At 67.4% G+C, this 15,179-nt stretch carries 12 protein-coding genes; 9 read left to right on the forward strand and 3 right to left on the reverse strand.

The features are described 5' to 3' along the window. Window positions 1–4: 4 nt before the first annotated feature. Both AC5ZH6_RS12830 and AC5ZH6_RS12835 read left to right on the forward strand, forming a co-directional pair. Window positions 5–853, forward strand: coding sequence for an ABC transporter permease (locus AC5ZH6_RS12830; protein ID WP_006372817.1), 849 nt, complete (start codon window positions 5–7; stop codon window positions 851–853). Window positions 854–898: 45 nt separating this feature from the next. Beyond that, entirely contained in the window at window positions 899–2,170 is a 1,272-nt protein-coding gene (locus tag AC5ZH6_RS12835) for a phthiocerol/phthiodiolone dimycocerosyl transferase family protein (protein ID WP_006372816.1), read from the forward strand. Window positions 2,171–2,178: 8 nt separating this feature from the next. Here AC5ZH6_RS12835 and AC5ZH6_RS12840 read toward each other — a convergent pair whose 3' ends face one another. Next, window positions 2,179–2,997: a class I SAM-dependent methyltransferase gene (locus AC5ZH6_RS12840; protein ID WP_006372815.1), complete on the reverse strand. Its 819-nt coding sequence runs from the start codon at window positions 2,995–2,997 to the stop codon at window positions 2,179–2,181. An 82-nt stretch (window positions 2,998–3,079) separates the two neighbouring features. Here AC5ZH6_RS12840 and AC5ZH6_RS12845 point away from each other — a divergent pair, with 82 nt between their 5' ends. The 4 genes from AC5ZH6_RS12845 to AC5ZH6_RS12860 all read left to right on the forward strand — a co-directional run bounded on the left by AC5ZH6_RS12845 (window position 3,080) and on the right by AC5ZH6_RS12860 (window position 7,099). Next, window positions 3,080–3,772: a flavodoxin family protein gene (locus AC5ZH6_RS12845; protein ID WP_496169106.1), complete on the forward strand. Its 693-nt coding sequence runs from the start codon at window positions 3,080–3,082 to the stop codon at window positions 3,770–3,772. Further along, the gene (locus tag AC5ZH6_RS12850; protein WP_211544914.1) at window positions 3,772–4,284 is read left to right on the forward strand and encodes a DUF2505 domain-containing protein; all 513 of its coding nucleotides are present in this window, start codon (window positions 3,772–3,774) and stop codon (window positions 4,282–4,284) included. Before AC5ZH6_RS12845 ends, AC5ZH6_RS12850 begins: the two co-directional genes overlap by 1 nt. Continuing rightward, complete coding sequence (locus tag AC5ZH6_RS12855; protein WP_496169108.1) at window positions 4,277–5,068, forward strand: nitroreductase family protein; 792 nt, start codon at window positions 4,277–4,279, stop codon at window positions 5,066–5,068. The genes AC5ZH6_RS12850 and AC5ZH6_RS12855 overlap by 8 nt, the downstream gene beginning before the upstream one ends. A 267-nt stretch (window positions 5,069–5,335) precedes the next feature. Beyond that, window positions 5,336–7,099 (forward strand): hypothetical protein, encoded by a 1,764-nt coding sequence (locus AC5ZH6_RS12860; RefSeq protein WP_240523923.1) that lies wholly within the window; start codon window positions 5,336–5,338, stop codon window positions 7,097–7,099. 4 nt (window positions 7,100–7,103) lie between these two features. Here AC5ZH6_RS12860 and AC5ZH6_RS12865 read toward each other — a convergent pair whose 3' ends face one another. Continuing rightward, the gene (locus AC5ZH6_RS12865; RefSeq protein ID WP_094600534.1) at window positions 7,104–7,892 is read right to left on the reverse strand and encodes an SDR family NAD(P)-dependent oxidoreductase; all 789 of its coding nucleotides are present in this window, start codon (window positions 7,890–7,892) and stop codon (window positions 7,104–7,106) included. A 57-nt stretch (window positions 7,893–7,949) separates the two neighbouring features. Between AC5ZH6_RS12865 and AC5ZH6_RS12870 the strand changes: the two genes are divergently transcribed. Further along, window positions 7,950–9,482 (forward strand): flavin-containing monooxygenase, encoded by a 1,533-nt coding sequence (locus tag AC5ZH6_RS12870; protein WP_496169110.1) that lies wholly within the window; start codon window positions 7,950–7,952, stop codon window positions 9,480–9,482. On the opposite strand, the gene cobG is transcribed toward AC5ZH6_RS12870, so the two are convergent. Beyond that, window positions 9,467–10,660, reverse strand: a complete 1,194-nt coding sequence (gene cobG, locus AC5ZH6_RS12875; RefSeq protein ID WP_006372807.1) for a precorrin-3B synthase — start codon at window positions 10,658–10,660, stop codon at window positions 9,467–9,469. The genes AC5ZH6_RS12870 and cobG overlap by 16 nt on opposite strands. Window positions 10,661–10,863: 203 nt before the next feature. Between cobG and cobN the strand changes: the two genes are divergently transcribed. Continuing rightward, a complete protein-coding gene (gene cobN, locus AC5ZH6_RS12880; RefSeq protein ID WP_006372806.1) occupies window positions 10,864–14,520 on the forward strand; it encodes a cobaltochelatase subunit CobN in 3,657 nt (1,218 codons plus the stop codon). Between the two features lie 104 nt (window positions 14,521–14,624). Next, window positions 14,625–15,131, forward strand: a complete 507-nt coding sequence (locus tag AC5ZH6_RS12885) for an FxsA family protein (RefSeq protein WP_006372805.1) — start codon at window positions 14,625–14,627, stop codon at window positions 15,129–15,131. Window positions 15,132–15,179 lie beyond the last annotated feature (48 nt).

Here is a 15,179-nt window from a genome sequence, read left to right on the forward strand (position 1 = left end):
GCTGATGACCCCACTCACCGGCGAGATGTCCTCCGCCCCAGCACATCCGATTCCGGCTGCGCCGCGCAGGCCGGCGGAATGGTCGCCGCGCGCTCTGCTCTCGCACACCGTGACACTGACCGCTCGCACCATGCGTCGTTGGCTGCGCGATCCGGCGAGTACCTCGGAGACCATCCTGGTTCCGGTGGCGTTCCTGGTCGCACTGAACATTGTTCTCGGCAACGGCATCACCCGGGTCACCGGTATCGACGCGCTGTACGGCAGCGTGCCCCTGGTGGCGATGGTCGCCGCGACCCAGGGTGCCACGGTCGGCGGATTGTCGCTGATGCACGAGCGTGACAGCGGGCTGCTGGCGCGGCTGTGGGTATTGCCCATCAACCGCGCGGCGGGGGTGATCTCGCGATTGCTTGCCGAGACCATCCGCATCGTCGTGGCCACCCTCGCGCTGCTGATCGCGGGCTACGCCATGGGATTCCGATTCCACGAGGGTGTGGCCGCCGCGATCGGCTGGGTGTTCGTGCCCTGTCTGTTCGGGCTCGCGTTCGCCGTCGGTGTCGCCACACTCGCGTTGTACTCGGCCAAGACTATCGTCGTCGAGGCGACGGCGCTCGTGTCCGGGGTGTTCATGTTCTTCAGCACCGGATTCGTGCCGCTGCATCAGTATCCCGAGTGGATCCAGCCCGCGGTGTCGCATCAACCACTCAGCTACACCGTCGACACCATGAAGGGCCTGTCGGTGGGCGGGCCGGTCGCCACTCCGTTGACGGGTCTGCTCGCGTGGTCGGTGAGCATCATCGTGGTCTGCGCGATCCCTCTGGCCCTCGGCTACCGAAAGGCCAGTATGCACAGCTGATCCGGAGAAGCCCGCACCGACCGTCATCGATCACCAGGAGGACCCGTGAGCGCCTCAGCAGTCATCCGCCATCTCGCCAAGAGCGAGGAGATGTTCGCCGAGACACACAATTTCGTCGGACTCGGAGCCCACCTCGACGGCCCCGTCGACACCGACGCGCTCGCCGAGGCCTTCGACACGCTGCTCGAAGTGCATCCCGTCCTGGGCGGCCATCTCGAACGCGACGCCGATCAGCGCTGGCAGATCGTCGTCGACGATCTGATGCACCCGGGAATCATGGTGGTGGACAACCGTGACGGCAGCGCCGAGGTCGTCCCTCCGCATTTCGACCAGACCGAAACCCTGGTGCACCTGCGCGTGGTGGTGCTCGACGGCGGAGCCCAGCCGACCCTGTACGTCCACCACAGCCTCGCCGACGGACATCACCAGTTCGCCCTGATCGAGGAATTGTTCTCCTACTACACCGATCTGGTCACCACGGGAGACCTGCGGCCGGGCCCCGTGGAGCCGGCGCCGGACTCGCTGGAAACCGTGCTGGCCCACCGCGGCATCACCAAGCTCCACCGGTCCGGTCTGGAGCGCTTCATGCCCGCGTTGTTCGCCTACGAGTTGCCGCCGTCGCGGCGTACCACGTCGACCGCGCGGCCCTCGGCTCCCCAGCAGGTACCGATGGCGTGGTGTGGGCTCGACGAACGCCAGACCCGCGCGATCGTCGACTACGCGCGCAGCAACGGCGTGGGGCTCAATGGCGTACTGGCGGCGGTGATCCTGATCGCCGAATGGCAGGTGCGCGGCCGCAGGCGCATCCCGGTGCCCTACATCTATCCGGTCGATCTGCGCTACGTGCTCAGCCCGCCGGTGACCGCGACGGCCGCAACCAACCCCGTCGGGGTGGGCACCTTCCTTGCCGACATCGATCACGGCACCGATGTTCTCGATCTCGCCACCCGGATCGCCGAGGCGTATCGCGCCGATCTCGCCGAGGGTGTCATCGCCCAGTCCCTGCTGCATTTCACGCCGAGCTACGAAGGCAATCCGCCCGGCCTGCCCGACGTCGTCATGATGACCGACAACGGTGTGGTGCCACCGATGCGCACCCCGCCGGGTGTGCGACTGACCGCGGTTCACGGGGAACTGCACTTCCAGGTCGGCGGCGGCATCGAGATGTACACGAGCAAGATCTTCGACGGCCGGCTGATGATCGAATATCACACGCATGGACCGGATCCCCAGCGGTCGATCGACGCCATCGCGACGTTGCTCGCCGGGATCGCGGCACCGGCCGATCCCGTCATCGGAGCGGGGGCGCTCCGATGACGCAGCCGTCAGAACGCATATCGGTGGTACTGCAGAGCCTTTCGGCCCGCAGGGATCGCCCGGGACAGCACTCCGGCGCCCGCGAACGGACCGCTCACCCGGGCGAAGGTCTCCGCGGAGAAGAGGTTGGCCGAGTCCACGACATGCAGAGCCGGGATCTCACCGACGATGTCGGCGGGGGAGTTGACCGCCCAATGCAGTCGCGACCCGGATCGCCGATTGAGCATGTGTACGCGCTGGGTGGCGATCGCCAGCCAGTTGTAGAAGTCGATCTGGATCTCGCCGGTCGGGAAACGCTCGACAACCCGGGAGATCAGGCCGAGTCCTTCATCGCGCGTCAGGTACATGCTGATGCCCTCGGCGAGGAACAGCACCGGCCGATCGGCGGGGATGGCGTCGAGCCACGATGGATCGGTCGCCGACGTCGCCACCAGCCGATAGTGGGCCCGATCGGGATACACCCTCTGCCGCAGCGCGATCACCTCCGGGAAATCCGCGTCGATCCATTCGACGCCGGGTCCCGGATCGAGGCGGAACACCCGCGAATCCAGGCCGCAGCCGATGTGCACGACGGTCGCCTGATCGTGTGCCGCGAGGAAGTCACGCGCCCAGAGGTCGTACTGTGCGGTGCGCACGGTCACGATCGGCGCCCACCGCGCGGTGACACCCAGCTCGCTCCAGTCGACGTCGAGTCGCTCCACCGCCTGCGGCGCGAAGCGATCTCCGAGAACCGGGTGCGGCAGAGCCGCATCGAGCGACTTCAGATACAGAGTGGTGAGCATGGTCTTGGCCGCGCCTTGCAGGTCAACGGCAACCTTGGTCGTCATGCCCCTCACTGTAGTACCGAATATGCCTGTGCGCCAACACTATTGGGTGCCCATCTCGGCGGGATGACAAGGGAGGCCGGAGATGACGCACGCTGATCCCGACGCGGTCGGCCGGCCGCAGCCCCGGGTTCTGTTGCTGTATTACAGCTACACGGGGCAGACCCGGAGCATGCTGACGGCCGCCGGGGACGTCTTCGCCGCGCACGGCTATGCGGTCGACGAGGCGGCGATCGAGTTCACCGACGACCGGTACGCGCGCCGATTCACGCGGTTTCCGATGGCCCGCGTGTGGCCCGACATGCTCAGTGTCCTGCTGGCCCAGGTTCGTAAGAAGACCGGATCGATCCGTGTGCCGGATTTCGTGACCGAGCGCCGCTACGACCTGGTCTGCATCGGATCGCCGACCTGGTGGAGCGCACCGGCGATGCCGATTCGCTCGTTCCTGACCTCACCGGTGGCCCGGCAAGTGCTGGCGGGCAGCGCTTTTGCCGTCTTCGTCGTCTGCCGCGACAGCTGGCGGGGGAATCTGAAAGAGGTCCGCGCACAGGGCCGCTGGCAGGGCGGGCGTTACCTCGGCAGTCTCGTCACGACCTATCCGGGTGGCCAGCTGCGCTCGATGCTCTCGTTGACCAGCTATCTCGGCTCCGGGGAGTACCGGAAAAGCTATCTGGGGGTACCGATCCCGATGACCAACATCGGACCCGACGACCTGATCCGGGCACGCGACTTCGCCGAGGACATCTGCGATCAACTCACCACCGCGGGAAGTGCCTGATGCCGCGCACATTCGAGGTTGCCGTCACCTCCCCGCACAGCACCCGACAGGTCTTCGACGCGTTCGCCGCGGCCGCGTACTGGCACGACCGTTATGCCGCCTTCGAGTCGTCGACGACTCTCGATGAACTCGACAGGACATCGACGCCCGACGGTGAGTCGGTACGGCTGGTCATGACCGAAGACCTCCGCGCGGATCGCCTCCCGTCCTTGATCGGACGGGTCTATCCCGGTGAGCTCAAGGTGCGCACGACCGAGCACTGGCAGGTCGGCGCCGACGATCGTGTCCACGGCACGATCGAGATCACTGTGCTCGGGGCTCCCGGTTCCGGGCTCGGGCGTGCACGTATCGAACCCGCATCCGGCGGGTCGCACATGGTCGTCGACGGCACCGTGGAGGTACGCCTTCCGCTGGTCGGAGGGCGCGTCGAGAGTGCCATCGGCGCCGAATTCCGACGCCACATACCCGATGTCGGCCGGTTCACCACCGAATGGATCGACAACCATGACTGAGATCGCCTCGCCATCACCGTCGCCATCACCATCGACACCGTCGCCGACACGCGAACCCGCACCGATACCGACCGTCGATGAGGCCTTGCAGCGGCTGACGATGCCGCTGCAGGAGGCCATGATGACCCAGCGCGCGATTCGGCGGGTCCGTCCCGATCCGGTCGACGACGAGCTCGTACTGACCTGCATCGAACTCGCGCAGCACGCGCCGACCGGCAACAACGGCCAGCAGTGGGAGTTCATCGTCGTCAAGGACCCCGCGGTCAAGGAGAAGCTGGCGCGACGGTACCGGCAAGCGTGGAATCTGTACTCACGCTTCGCACTCCGTCATCTGGTCCGATCCGACGACGCCACGCGCCGCACCATCAAGGCCGTCCAGTGGCAGGTCGACCACTTCGCCGAGATCCCGGTCCTGGTGGTCGCCTGCCTGCGCCTCGGTGTACGAGAGGGGCGGCTCACCGGTGTGCGCATGCCGCATCCGGCCGAATCCGGATACTGGGGATCGATCTATCCCAGCGTGCAGAACCTGCTGTTGGCCGCTCGGGCAATGGGTCTCGGTGCGTCGCTGACCACGATGCCGTTGTGGAACCTCACCTCGGTACGTCGAACTCTCGAGCTGCCCGTCAACGTCACCCCGCTGTGCATCGTGCCCCTGGGCTGGCCGCGGGGGCGATACGGCCCATCGGCGCGCCGGCCCGTCGGGGAGGTCACCCATCTCGATGGTTACGGAGGCCGAATCTGGCTCGGGCGACTCGAGGAAGAGGCACCGTATGGCAACCCGTGACGACGTAGGCGCCCGGCTCTTCTCCCGCTGGTCGAGGTGCGAGCCGCGTGCGGCGAGCCTCGAGACCACCCGCGCCGACGCTGGTTCCGCTGACCCCGCTGTGACGACAACACCTGTCATCCCACCGGGTCTCGAGGCCCTCGCCCCAGCGGGCTCGGACACCTCGACCACCGAAGAAAACACGCGGCCCAATCAACGCATCGAATTGTCCAACCGCGATCCACACGCGGCAACGGGAGGGAACACAAAGTGATGACGAAAACATCGATGACGAAAACAGCGGTGACGACGACAGCGGTGACGACGACAGCGAGACAGCGCTCACCGCACCGGGGTTCACGATCGGTGGTCGCCGCCATGGCCGGTGCGGGAGTGGCCGCGGCGATCGGCGCGCAGGTCGCCGCGCCCGGCGCGCAGGCGCACGCCGAGGCCTCCATCGCCAACATCCCGACGAACATCTACCAGACCTTGGCCAACATTCCCGCCGTGCAGTATCAGGCACTGCAGCAGACCACCAAGGCGTTCAACGACTCCGGTAACTGGTGGGTGTACATCCCCACCAATGTGGTCGGCTTCGATCAGCAGGACTACGAGAAGGTCAAGGCGATCAGTCTGCTGCTGATGCCGGTGCCGTTGGTCGCGAATGCGCAGTCAGACCAACTCTGGATGACGCTGGCCTCGTTCGCACCGATGACACCGAACTGCACCGGCGTTCCGGGGCCGTGTAGCGATCCGCTGTACTTCTTGCAGTACGGGCAGGTTCCGGCCTGGGAACTGGTGACGGGCTACACCTTCCCGGAGATCAGCAACACGATCGATCCCAACGACGCGACCTACACCACCGCTGACGGAACGGTGGTGAACATCCAGCCCTTCTGGTCGGGGGAGACGGTCCACCTCGATCTGCTCGGCCCGCTCAAGGCAGTATGGGAAACGCTCACCCAGGACCCGACCGGCGTGCAGCAAGGGCCGACCACCGCACAGTGGGCCAGTGCGTACGGCGACTTCGCCGAAGCGGTGTGGAACGGGCTCAATCCGTTCGTGCCGGGCACGTACTGCCTGCCGTGCCAGCTGTTCGGCGCACAGGGTGCGCCCGGGTCGTTGCCGAAGTTCGGGCTGTTCGGCAAGTACTACACGGCCTTCGACCTCGGGCAGCAACTGACCGACGGCAACTGGGTGGAGAATCCCGCACCCGGTTACGACGATCCGGATCGCCCCGACTACGTCCAGGTCACCAACCTGTGGACCGCGCAGGCGTGGCAGCAGATCTACACCGACGCCGTCACCTCGGTGGATCAGTCACTCGCGATGATTCCGCAGCTGCCCACCCTGATCCCGCAGAATCTCGAGGCCTTCGGCACACAGGTCGATGCGTTTGCAAAACTGTTGGCCGCCAACGTGGTCACCAACATCAACGGACTCGGCCAGGCCGCCGGGATGACCGGAACCTCGGCCGAGCAACTCGCCGAGATGATCCGTGAATCGATCCTGAACGCCGTGCCCACCGCCGGTTCTGCCGCCGGGAGCACCGGAACTACCACGCCTGCTCTCGCGGCGACATCGCCGACGACGGCTGTCAAGAGCTCGGTCACCTTGTCTTCGGAGCAGGCATTGCGCGGGACGTCGGCGTCGGTCACCCCCACGACAACGACATCCACGAGTTCCCCGTCCACCACCGGCACCACCCCCGCGGTCTCGACTCCTACAGCGTCGACTCCTACAGCGTCGACTCCTACAGCGTCGACTTCCGCACCGTCGACCCCGTCGACAACCACGAGCTCCGGTGCGCCGAGCGCCTCGAGTTCCGAGTCCGGTTCGAGCACAGCAAGTTCGAGCACAGCGAGTTCGGGGACGGCAAGTTCGGGCACGACAGACTCCGGGGCAAACGGCTCCGGCGCCGCAAGCACGTCGACCTCCGAGTCAACGTCGTCAACCGGGTCTTCGTCCAACACGACGTCGTCCGGGGGCTCATCGTCGAGCACCGGGTCGGCACCGGCGCTGTATGTCGGCAAACACCGTGCCGCCGACTAGCCGGTCAGCGCTTGCTGCGCTGGCCGTCGCTGATGGCGGCCACCAGCCGGTCGCTGCGGGTGAGACGGGCGAACGCCGCCGAGGCGGACGGTGCCAGTCCGCCGAGCGTCGTGGCCACCCGCAGCGGCAAGGGCGCCACCGTGGTCTCGAGCCGGTTGCGTTCGATGGCTCGGATCGTGGCGGCGCCCACGGCGGCAGCGGTGACCGTGCCCGCGCGCGGCAGGCCCACTCGGGAATCGGCGATCATGCCGGCGTCACGCACCGGTCCGGGGTAGATCGATGACACGCCGATCCCGTGGGGCCGCAGATCCTCCCGCAGCGCCAACGCGAACCCGCGAAGACCGAATTTCGTCGCGTTGTAGAGAGACGTGTTCGACGATGCCGATTTTCCCGAGAGCGACGACATGAATACGAGGTGGCCTCGTCCGCGTGGAATCATCTGCGCTGCAGCAGCTTTGGCCATCAGGATCGGCGCCCGGAGGTTGACCTCGAGCGCACGATCGATTTCCTCGGTCGCGTATTCCAGGAGTGGACCCGACGCGGGCAGACCTGCGTTGGCCACCAGGATGTCGACGCGACCGGCTTGCTCGACCACCTCGGTCGGCGCTTGCGGCTCGGTCAGATCGGCGGTGATCACCCGGCCGCCCACTCGATCTGCGAGTTCGGTCAGCGCGTCGGAGCGCCGTCCGGTGAGGGTCAGCTGGGCCCCGCGTCGGGCCAGTGCGATTGCCAGGAATTCGCCGATCCCGCCGGAGGCGCCGGTGAGGAGTACGTGCGCATTCGAGACGTCCATGTCGACCAGAGTAGGCAGCTCGATACGCGAGCCGTCAACTCCCACAGGAAGGTAGCCATGAATTCCGCGGACCCACAGTCACCAGAGCAGGGGCGGTCATCGGAGCCGGGACACGAACTCCACGACGTGATCATCGTCGGTGCGGGATTCGGCGGCATCGGAGCCGCGATCGCCCTCAAGCGGCTCGGTTACGAGAACTTCGTCATCCTCGAACGCGAGGACGACCTCGGCGGTACGTGGCATGTGAATCGATATCCCGGTCTGGCCGTGGATGTTCCGTCGCCCACGTTCTCGTTCTGGTTCGAGCCGAACCCCAACTGGTCGCGGCTATACGCACCGGGAACAGAACTCAAGCAGTACGCCGTGGACGTCGCCGACAAGTACGATGTCCGGCGGTATATGCGATTCGGTGTCTCGGTCGACGGCGCGCGGTGGGATGCCGAGACCAACACCTGGCGTGTCGCCCTCGCCGGCGGAACCACGATGACGACGCGATTCCTGATGTGCGCCACCGGTTTCCTGTCCCAGCCCGCCACCCCCGACATCCCCGGTATCGACACTTTCGCCGGGCGGGTGGTGTATGCGTCACGGTGGGATCCCGACTACGATTTCGCCGGTAAACGCGCGGCGGTCATCGGGACCGGATCGACTGCAGTGCAACTGATCCCGGAAATCGCCGATCTCACCGAGGAGTTGACGGTGTATCAGCGCACACCGATGTGGGTGATGCCCAAGCTCGACGCCCCCATCCCTGCGCCGGTGCGAGCACTGTTTCGGCAGATGCCGGCCAGTCAGCGAGCGGTGCGTTGGGTCACCGATGTGACCCAGGAGATGGCGATGCTGATCGCAATGTGGCGTTTCCGGCGATTTCGTCGCGTCAACGACGCCGTCAAACGGATTGCCGCACTCTTCCGGTATCTGCAGGTGCGCGACCCGCAGATGCGTCGCGATCTCACACCCGCCTACGACTACGGGTGCAAACGCCCGACGGTCTCCAACGACTACTACCGCACGCTCGCACGCGAGGACGTGAACCTCGACACCACCGGCATCGATCACATCGTGCCCGACGGCATCGTCACCGCCGACGGCCGTACCCGTGAGGTCGACGTCCTGATCCTCGCCACCGGGTTCGACGTGTGGGAGAAGAATCTCCCGGCGATCGAGGTGATCGGACGCGACGGCCGCAATCTCGGAAAGTGGTGGCGGGAAACCGCATTCGCCGCATACGAGGGTCTGACGATGCCGTACTTCCCGAACTTCTTGAACTCCGCCGGCCCCTACTCGTGGGTGGGTTTGTCCTGGTTCACCACGGTCGAATGCCAGATGCGGCACATCGCGCGGCTTTTCGGGGAGGTCCGACGCCGGGATGCGGTGTCCTTCGAGGTCCGTGAAGAGGCGAACGAGAAGTTCCTCGACGACATGACCACCCGGATCGCCGATTCGGTGTTCGCCCTTGGCAACTGCGCCCGGTCACGCTCGTACTGGTTCAACGCCAAGGGAGAGACCCCGTTGTTCCGGCCGACCTCTGTCGCCGAGGCGGTGCGGGCGCAGGACACGTTCCCGCTCGAGGACTACCTGTTCTCCTGAACCCGACGCGTGTGATAGCCGTCGGGGCCGGCCTCGACCCGTAGATGTGACTCGGTGGGGGAGCCGCATCCGCGCTCGCACCCGACCCAGTGCTCACGGTCGGTCACCGGCTCACCGACCGCGACCCGGTTCGCGAGATCGGTACGCACCGGCGCGTGCGAATTGGCGCATCCCGGGGCCCCGGCACACGAAGTGACCCGCACCCATGGTGAGGCGGCGTCGAAGATCAGGCCCATCGGCGCGAGGACGCGGACGACGGTTTCGGCGATCGGCTCGGTCAGATCGCAGAGAAGGATCTCCCGATCGGTGGTGATCGTGATCGGCGCGCCGACTGCAGCCAGGAACTCGGCGAGCCGCGACGGGAGACGACCCAGCTCGACCACCGCACCGAGCAGTACCCGGCCGTCGTCCTGCTCGAACCATCCGACGACCGGCCCAGTCGCCGGTACATCTGCCCATGTCTGGTCTCCGGGTGGTCCGAGGCGCCGCCGCGCCGCATCGATCACCGACACGCGCGTCGCGGCGTCGAGGTCGTGGATGCGCCAGCGGCGGGGTCCCGTCAGCGCCGCCATGGCACGCGCGACGTCGAGCAGCGCCGGCGCGACAGCGGCGGTCGTGTCGACCGAACCGGCCACCTCACCGTCGACCACGATGTCGGCCACCCCGGTCTCCGCCGGATGCCGCAGGACGGCACACACATCGGGCCGGTGACGCGCCACATCACCGCGTCCGTCGTCCACCCCGAACAGGAACCTGCCCGAGAGACCGTCGAGACCATCGGCACGACGCAGTTCGGCATCGAGCGCCGCGGCGATCGGCGACGCATCGGCGTGGCCCCCGATCCGGCCGGTCAGGGGACTCACCACTATGTTGCGGATCTTCTCCCTACCGCCGATGTCCTCACCCCCGACCCCGTCGGGTACCAGACCGGCCGCGGTCAGCGCGTCCGCGACGGCCTCGACATCGCTGATCCCGCGCAGCTGGATGTTGGCGCGCGCAGTCAGCTCGAGGTACCCGTCGCCGTGCTGGGCACTGACCTCGGCCAGGGTCTGCATCTGAGCGGCGGAGAGCACACCGCCCGGCAGTCGGACCCGCGCGAGCGCACCATCGGCGGCCGGGTGCGGAGTGAACACACCCGGACACCGGTCGTCGGCGCTGCGCTCGCGGGGTTCGGTCACGGGATCCAGCGTAGACGCGGGTGTGGGCCGCCCACGGCGCCTGCACTAGGCTCCAACCACACGTCCAGTGCGTCAGAAGCCGGTGTGATTCCGGCGCGGTCGCGCCACTGTGTCGGGGGTGTCCACGGATGCGCCCGGAGTCAGACCTGTCGCTGGGCACCCCGACCACACGACCGGGCGCGCCACCCCGGTGAGGAGTTCTCATGATCCTGTTGCTGTCGACCTCCGACACCGACCTCATCACCGCCCATGCCGCGGCCGCCGACTATGCGATCGCCAATCCGTCGCGGCTGCTGGTCGACGACATCGCCGATCTGGTTGCGCCGGCGGACATCGTCGTCGTCCGGATCCTCGGTGGGCGCCGCGCGTGGGAGGACGGGCTGGAAGCTGTACTGGCCGCCGGTCGCCCGGTCGTCGTCCTGTCCGGTGAGCAGCAGCCCGACCCCGATCTGATGGCGTGCTCCACCGTTCCCGCCGGAGTCGCCCAGCAGGCCCACAACTACCTCGCGGCGGGGGGCGTGAGCAATCTGGAGAACCTGCACAACTTCCTCTCCGACACACTGCTGCTCACCGGCCTCGGCTTCGATCCGCCCGCGCAGACCCCCGCATGGGGAATCCTCGATCGCTCCGGCACTGCGCGCGCCGACGTTGCCAACGCGGGCCACGACGGGTCGACTTCGACGATCGCCGTGCTCTACTACCGGGCGCAGCATCTGGCCGGCAACACCGCCTACATCGACGCGTTGTGCCGCGCCATCGAGGACGCCGGCGCCCGCGCACTGCCGGTGTTCTGTGCGTCGCTGCGCACCGCTCCCGACGACCTCATCGAGCTGCTCGGTACCGCCGACACGCTCGTCGTCACCGTCCTCGCGGCCGGCGGCGCCACCCCGGCCACCGCGTCGGCGGGCGGTGACGACGATGCCTGGAACATCGAACGCCTTGCCGCCCTCGATATCCCGATCATGCAGGGCCTGTGCCTCACGTCCTCGCGGGCCGACTGGGACGCCAACGACGACGGGCTCTCGCCGCTCGATGTCGCCACCCAGGTCGCCGTGCCCGAGTTCGACGGCCGGATCATCACGGTGCCGTTCTCGTTCAAGGAATTCGACGAGAACGGGCTGCCCACCTATCGTCCCGATCCGGAGCGATGCGCACGGGTCGCCGGCATCGCCGCGGCCCATGCCCGGCTGCGCCACACCCCCGCGGCCCGACGTCGTATCGCGTTGATGCTCTCGGCGTATCCGACCAAGCACGCCCGCATCGGCAACGCCGTGGGCCTCGACACCCCGCGCAGTCTGGTGTCGTTGCTGCGGGCAATGCGCGACGCGGGATACGACATCGGCCCGGAATCCGGCCCGGACGCCATTCCCGGTCTGGCCGAGGACGATTCCGATGCGCTGATCCATGCGATCATCGCCGCGGGCGGTCAGGATGCCGATTGGCTGACCGAGGAGTCGTTGGCCGCCAACCCGATTCGGGTGTCGCCGGCGGACTACACGCGTTGGTTCGCGACGCTGCCCGCTGCGTTGCGTGAGGCTGTGACGAGACACTGGGGGCCGCCGCCGGGGGAGTTGTTCGTCGACCGCTCGACCAATCCGGACGGTGACATCGTCATCGCCGCACTGGTTTTCGGCAACACCGCGATCATGGTGCAGCCACCGCGCGGATTCGGGGAGAATCCGGTCGCGATCTATCATGACCCGGATCTGCCACCGTCGCACCACTATCTGGCGTCGTATCGCTGGGTCGCCGGGCGGGCGGGGCGAGCGGGCGACATCCCCGGCTTCGGCGCTGACGCGGTGGTGCACATCGGCAAACACGGCAACCTGGAATGGTTGCCCGGTAAGACACTCGGCATGTCCTCGGACTGCGGAACCGATGCCGCCCTCGGCGATCTGCCGCTGGTGTACCCCTTCCTCGTCAACGATCCCGGCGAGGGCACCCAGGCCAAGCGACGCGCCCATGCGGTGCTCGTCGATCACCTGATCCCGCCGATGGCGCGCGCCGAGTCCTACGGTGACATCGCCCGTCTCGAGCAACTCCTCGACGAGCACGCCAACATCTCCACCCTCGATCCGGCCAAGCTGCCGGCCATCCGTCAGCAGATCTGGACGTTGCTCACCGCGGCGCAGATGCATCAGGATCTCGGGCTGACCGAGCGCCCCGACGAAGAGGTCTTCGACGACATGCTCCTGCATGTCGACGGCTGGCTCTGTGAGATCAAGGACGTGCAGATCCGCGACGGACTGCATGTGCTGGGACAGGCTCCCGCCGACGAGCACGAGGTCGACCTCGTACTCGCCATGCTGCGCGCCCGACAGCTGTGGGGCGGGACGGCGGCCCTCCCGGGACTGCGTGAGGCCCTGGGCCTGACCGAGGGCAGCGGCGAAGCCGCGCGCACCGACGTCGACGCCGTCGAACACCTCGCCCGCGAGCTCGTACAGTCGTGTGCGGCGGGGGACTGGTCGGAACAGACCGTCGCCGAGGTGGCCACCGGGCATCCGCCCGCGGTCGCCGACATCCTGCGCTTCGCGGCCACCGAGGTCGTCCCGCGGCTGCGACAGACCTCCGGGGAGATCCCGCGCGTGCTGCACGCCCTCGACGGTGGGTTCATCCCGGCCGGTCCCAGCGGATCGCCGCTGCGTGGTCTGATCAACGTGCTGCCCACCGGCCGCAACTTCTATTCGGTCGACCCCAAGGCCGTACCGTCGCGCCTCGCGTGGGAGACCGGGCGGGCGATGGCCGATTCCCTGCTCGAGCGCTACCTCGGCGACCACGGCGAATACCCCGCGTCGGTCGGGCTGTCGGTGTGGGGCACCAGTGCGATGCGCACCTCGGGCGACGACATCGCCGAGGTGCTCGCGCTGCTCGGCGTGATGCCCGTCTGGGACGAGGCCTCGCGCCGGGTGTCGGCGCTCGAACTGATCGGCCTCGCCGAACTCGGCCGGCCCCGGATCGACGTGACCGTCCGCATCTCCGGCTTCTTCCGCGACGCATTCCCCCACGTGGTCACCATGCTCGACGACGCCGTCGCCCTCGCCGCCGACGCCGACGAACCCGATGACTCCAATTTCGTTGCGGCCCATGCCCGTGCCGCACTGGCCGAGCACGGCGACCGGCGTCGGGCCACCACCCGTATCTTCGGTTCCAAACCGGGGACCTACGGTGCGGGTCTGCTCCAACTGATCGATTCGCGGGACTGGCGCACCGACGACGATCTGGCACGGGTCTACACCGAATGGGGTGGGTACGCCTATGGGCGCGACCTGTCGGGCATCCCGGCGGTCGACGACATGCGCAGCGCGTATCGGCGGATCTCGGTGGCCGCCAAGAACACCGACACCCGCGAGCACGACATCGCCGACTCCGATGACTATTTCCAGTACCACGGCGGCATGGTCGCGACGGTGCGCGCATTGACGGGACGCTCCCCGGAGGCCTACATCGGCGACTCCACCCGCCCGGACGCGGTGCGTACACGCACACTCTCCGAAGAGACCAGTCGCGTGTTCCGGGCGCGCGTGGTGAACCCGCGGTGGATCTCGGCGATGCAGCGCCACGGATACAAGGGTGCCTTCGAGATGGCGGCCACCGTCGACTATCTCTTCGGCTACGACGCCACCACCGACGTCGTCGCCGACTGGATGTATGAAAAGCTCACCGAGTCCTACGTCCTCGACGAGCACAATCAGAAGTTCATGGCCGAGTCGAACCCGTGGGCGCTGCACGGCATCGCCGAACGCCTCCTCGAAGCCGTCGAGCGCGATATGTGGCACGAGCCCCCGGCGCAGATGCTCGACGACCTCCGGGCGGTGTATCTGCAGACCGAGGGTGACATCGAGGGGCGCGACGGGGAGTAGCGCGGATTTCTCAGTGTTTTCCCAGAGTCGGTGGGCCCGGGTTGCGGAGCAAAACCGGCGCCTCGTTCGTTGAGCGGTACAGACACGCAACGAAAGGCCGACTCATGCGACTCGCGTATGCCCTGCTCTATCTCGCCGTCGAGATCGGCGTGTTCGTGGCGATGACCATGACCCTCGGCTTCGGGTGGGCGGTGCTCATCACCATCGCCGCGGCCGTCGTCGGCTTCCTCATGCTGCGCTGGCAGGGTGCGAAGGTCTTCGGCGAACTCCGGCGCGCCTCCCGCAATGAGGTCGACGCCCGGGCACCACTCGCCGACACCGCCATCATGGCCGGATCCTCGATCCTGCTGATCATTCCCGGCGTGGTCTCCACACTGGCCGGCATCGTGCTGCTCGCACCGCCCACCCGGCGCCTGGTCCGGCCCGCGGTGACCGCGTTCGGCGCCCGCCGTCTCGTGGTGGCGATGGATCGCGCCGGAATCTATGCGACCTCGGGTTTCCGACGTGGCACCGTCATCGACGGCACCGTCGTCGATTCGCCTGCTCCCGGCGACCCGGCGCATGCAGGTGCCACCCCGGCCGGCGACCGGCAGCTGCCGCCCGGACACTGATCACCGCGCCGACCGCCGTCGCCTCGATCCGCACCGCACCAAACCCCC

It is taken from the genome of Gordonia sp. YC-XJ4 (genome assembly GCF_059511865.1).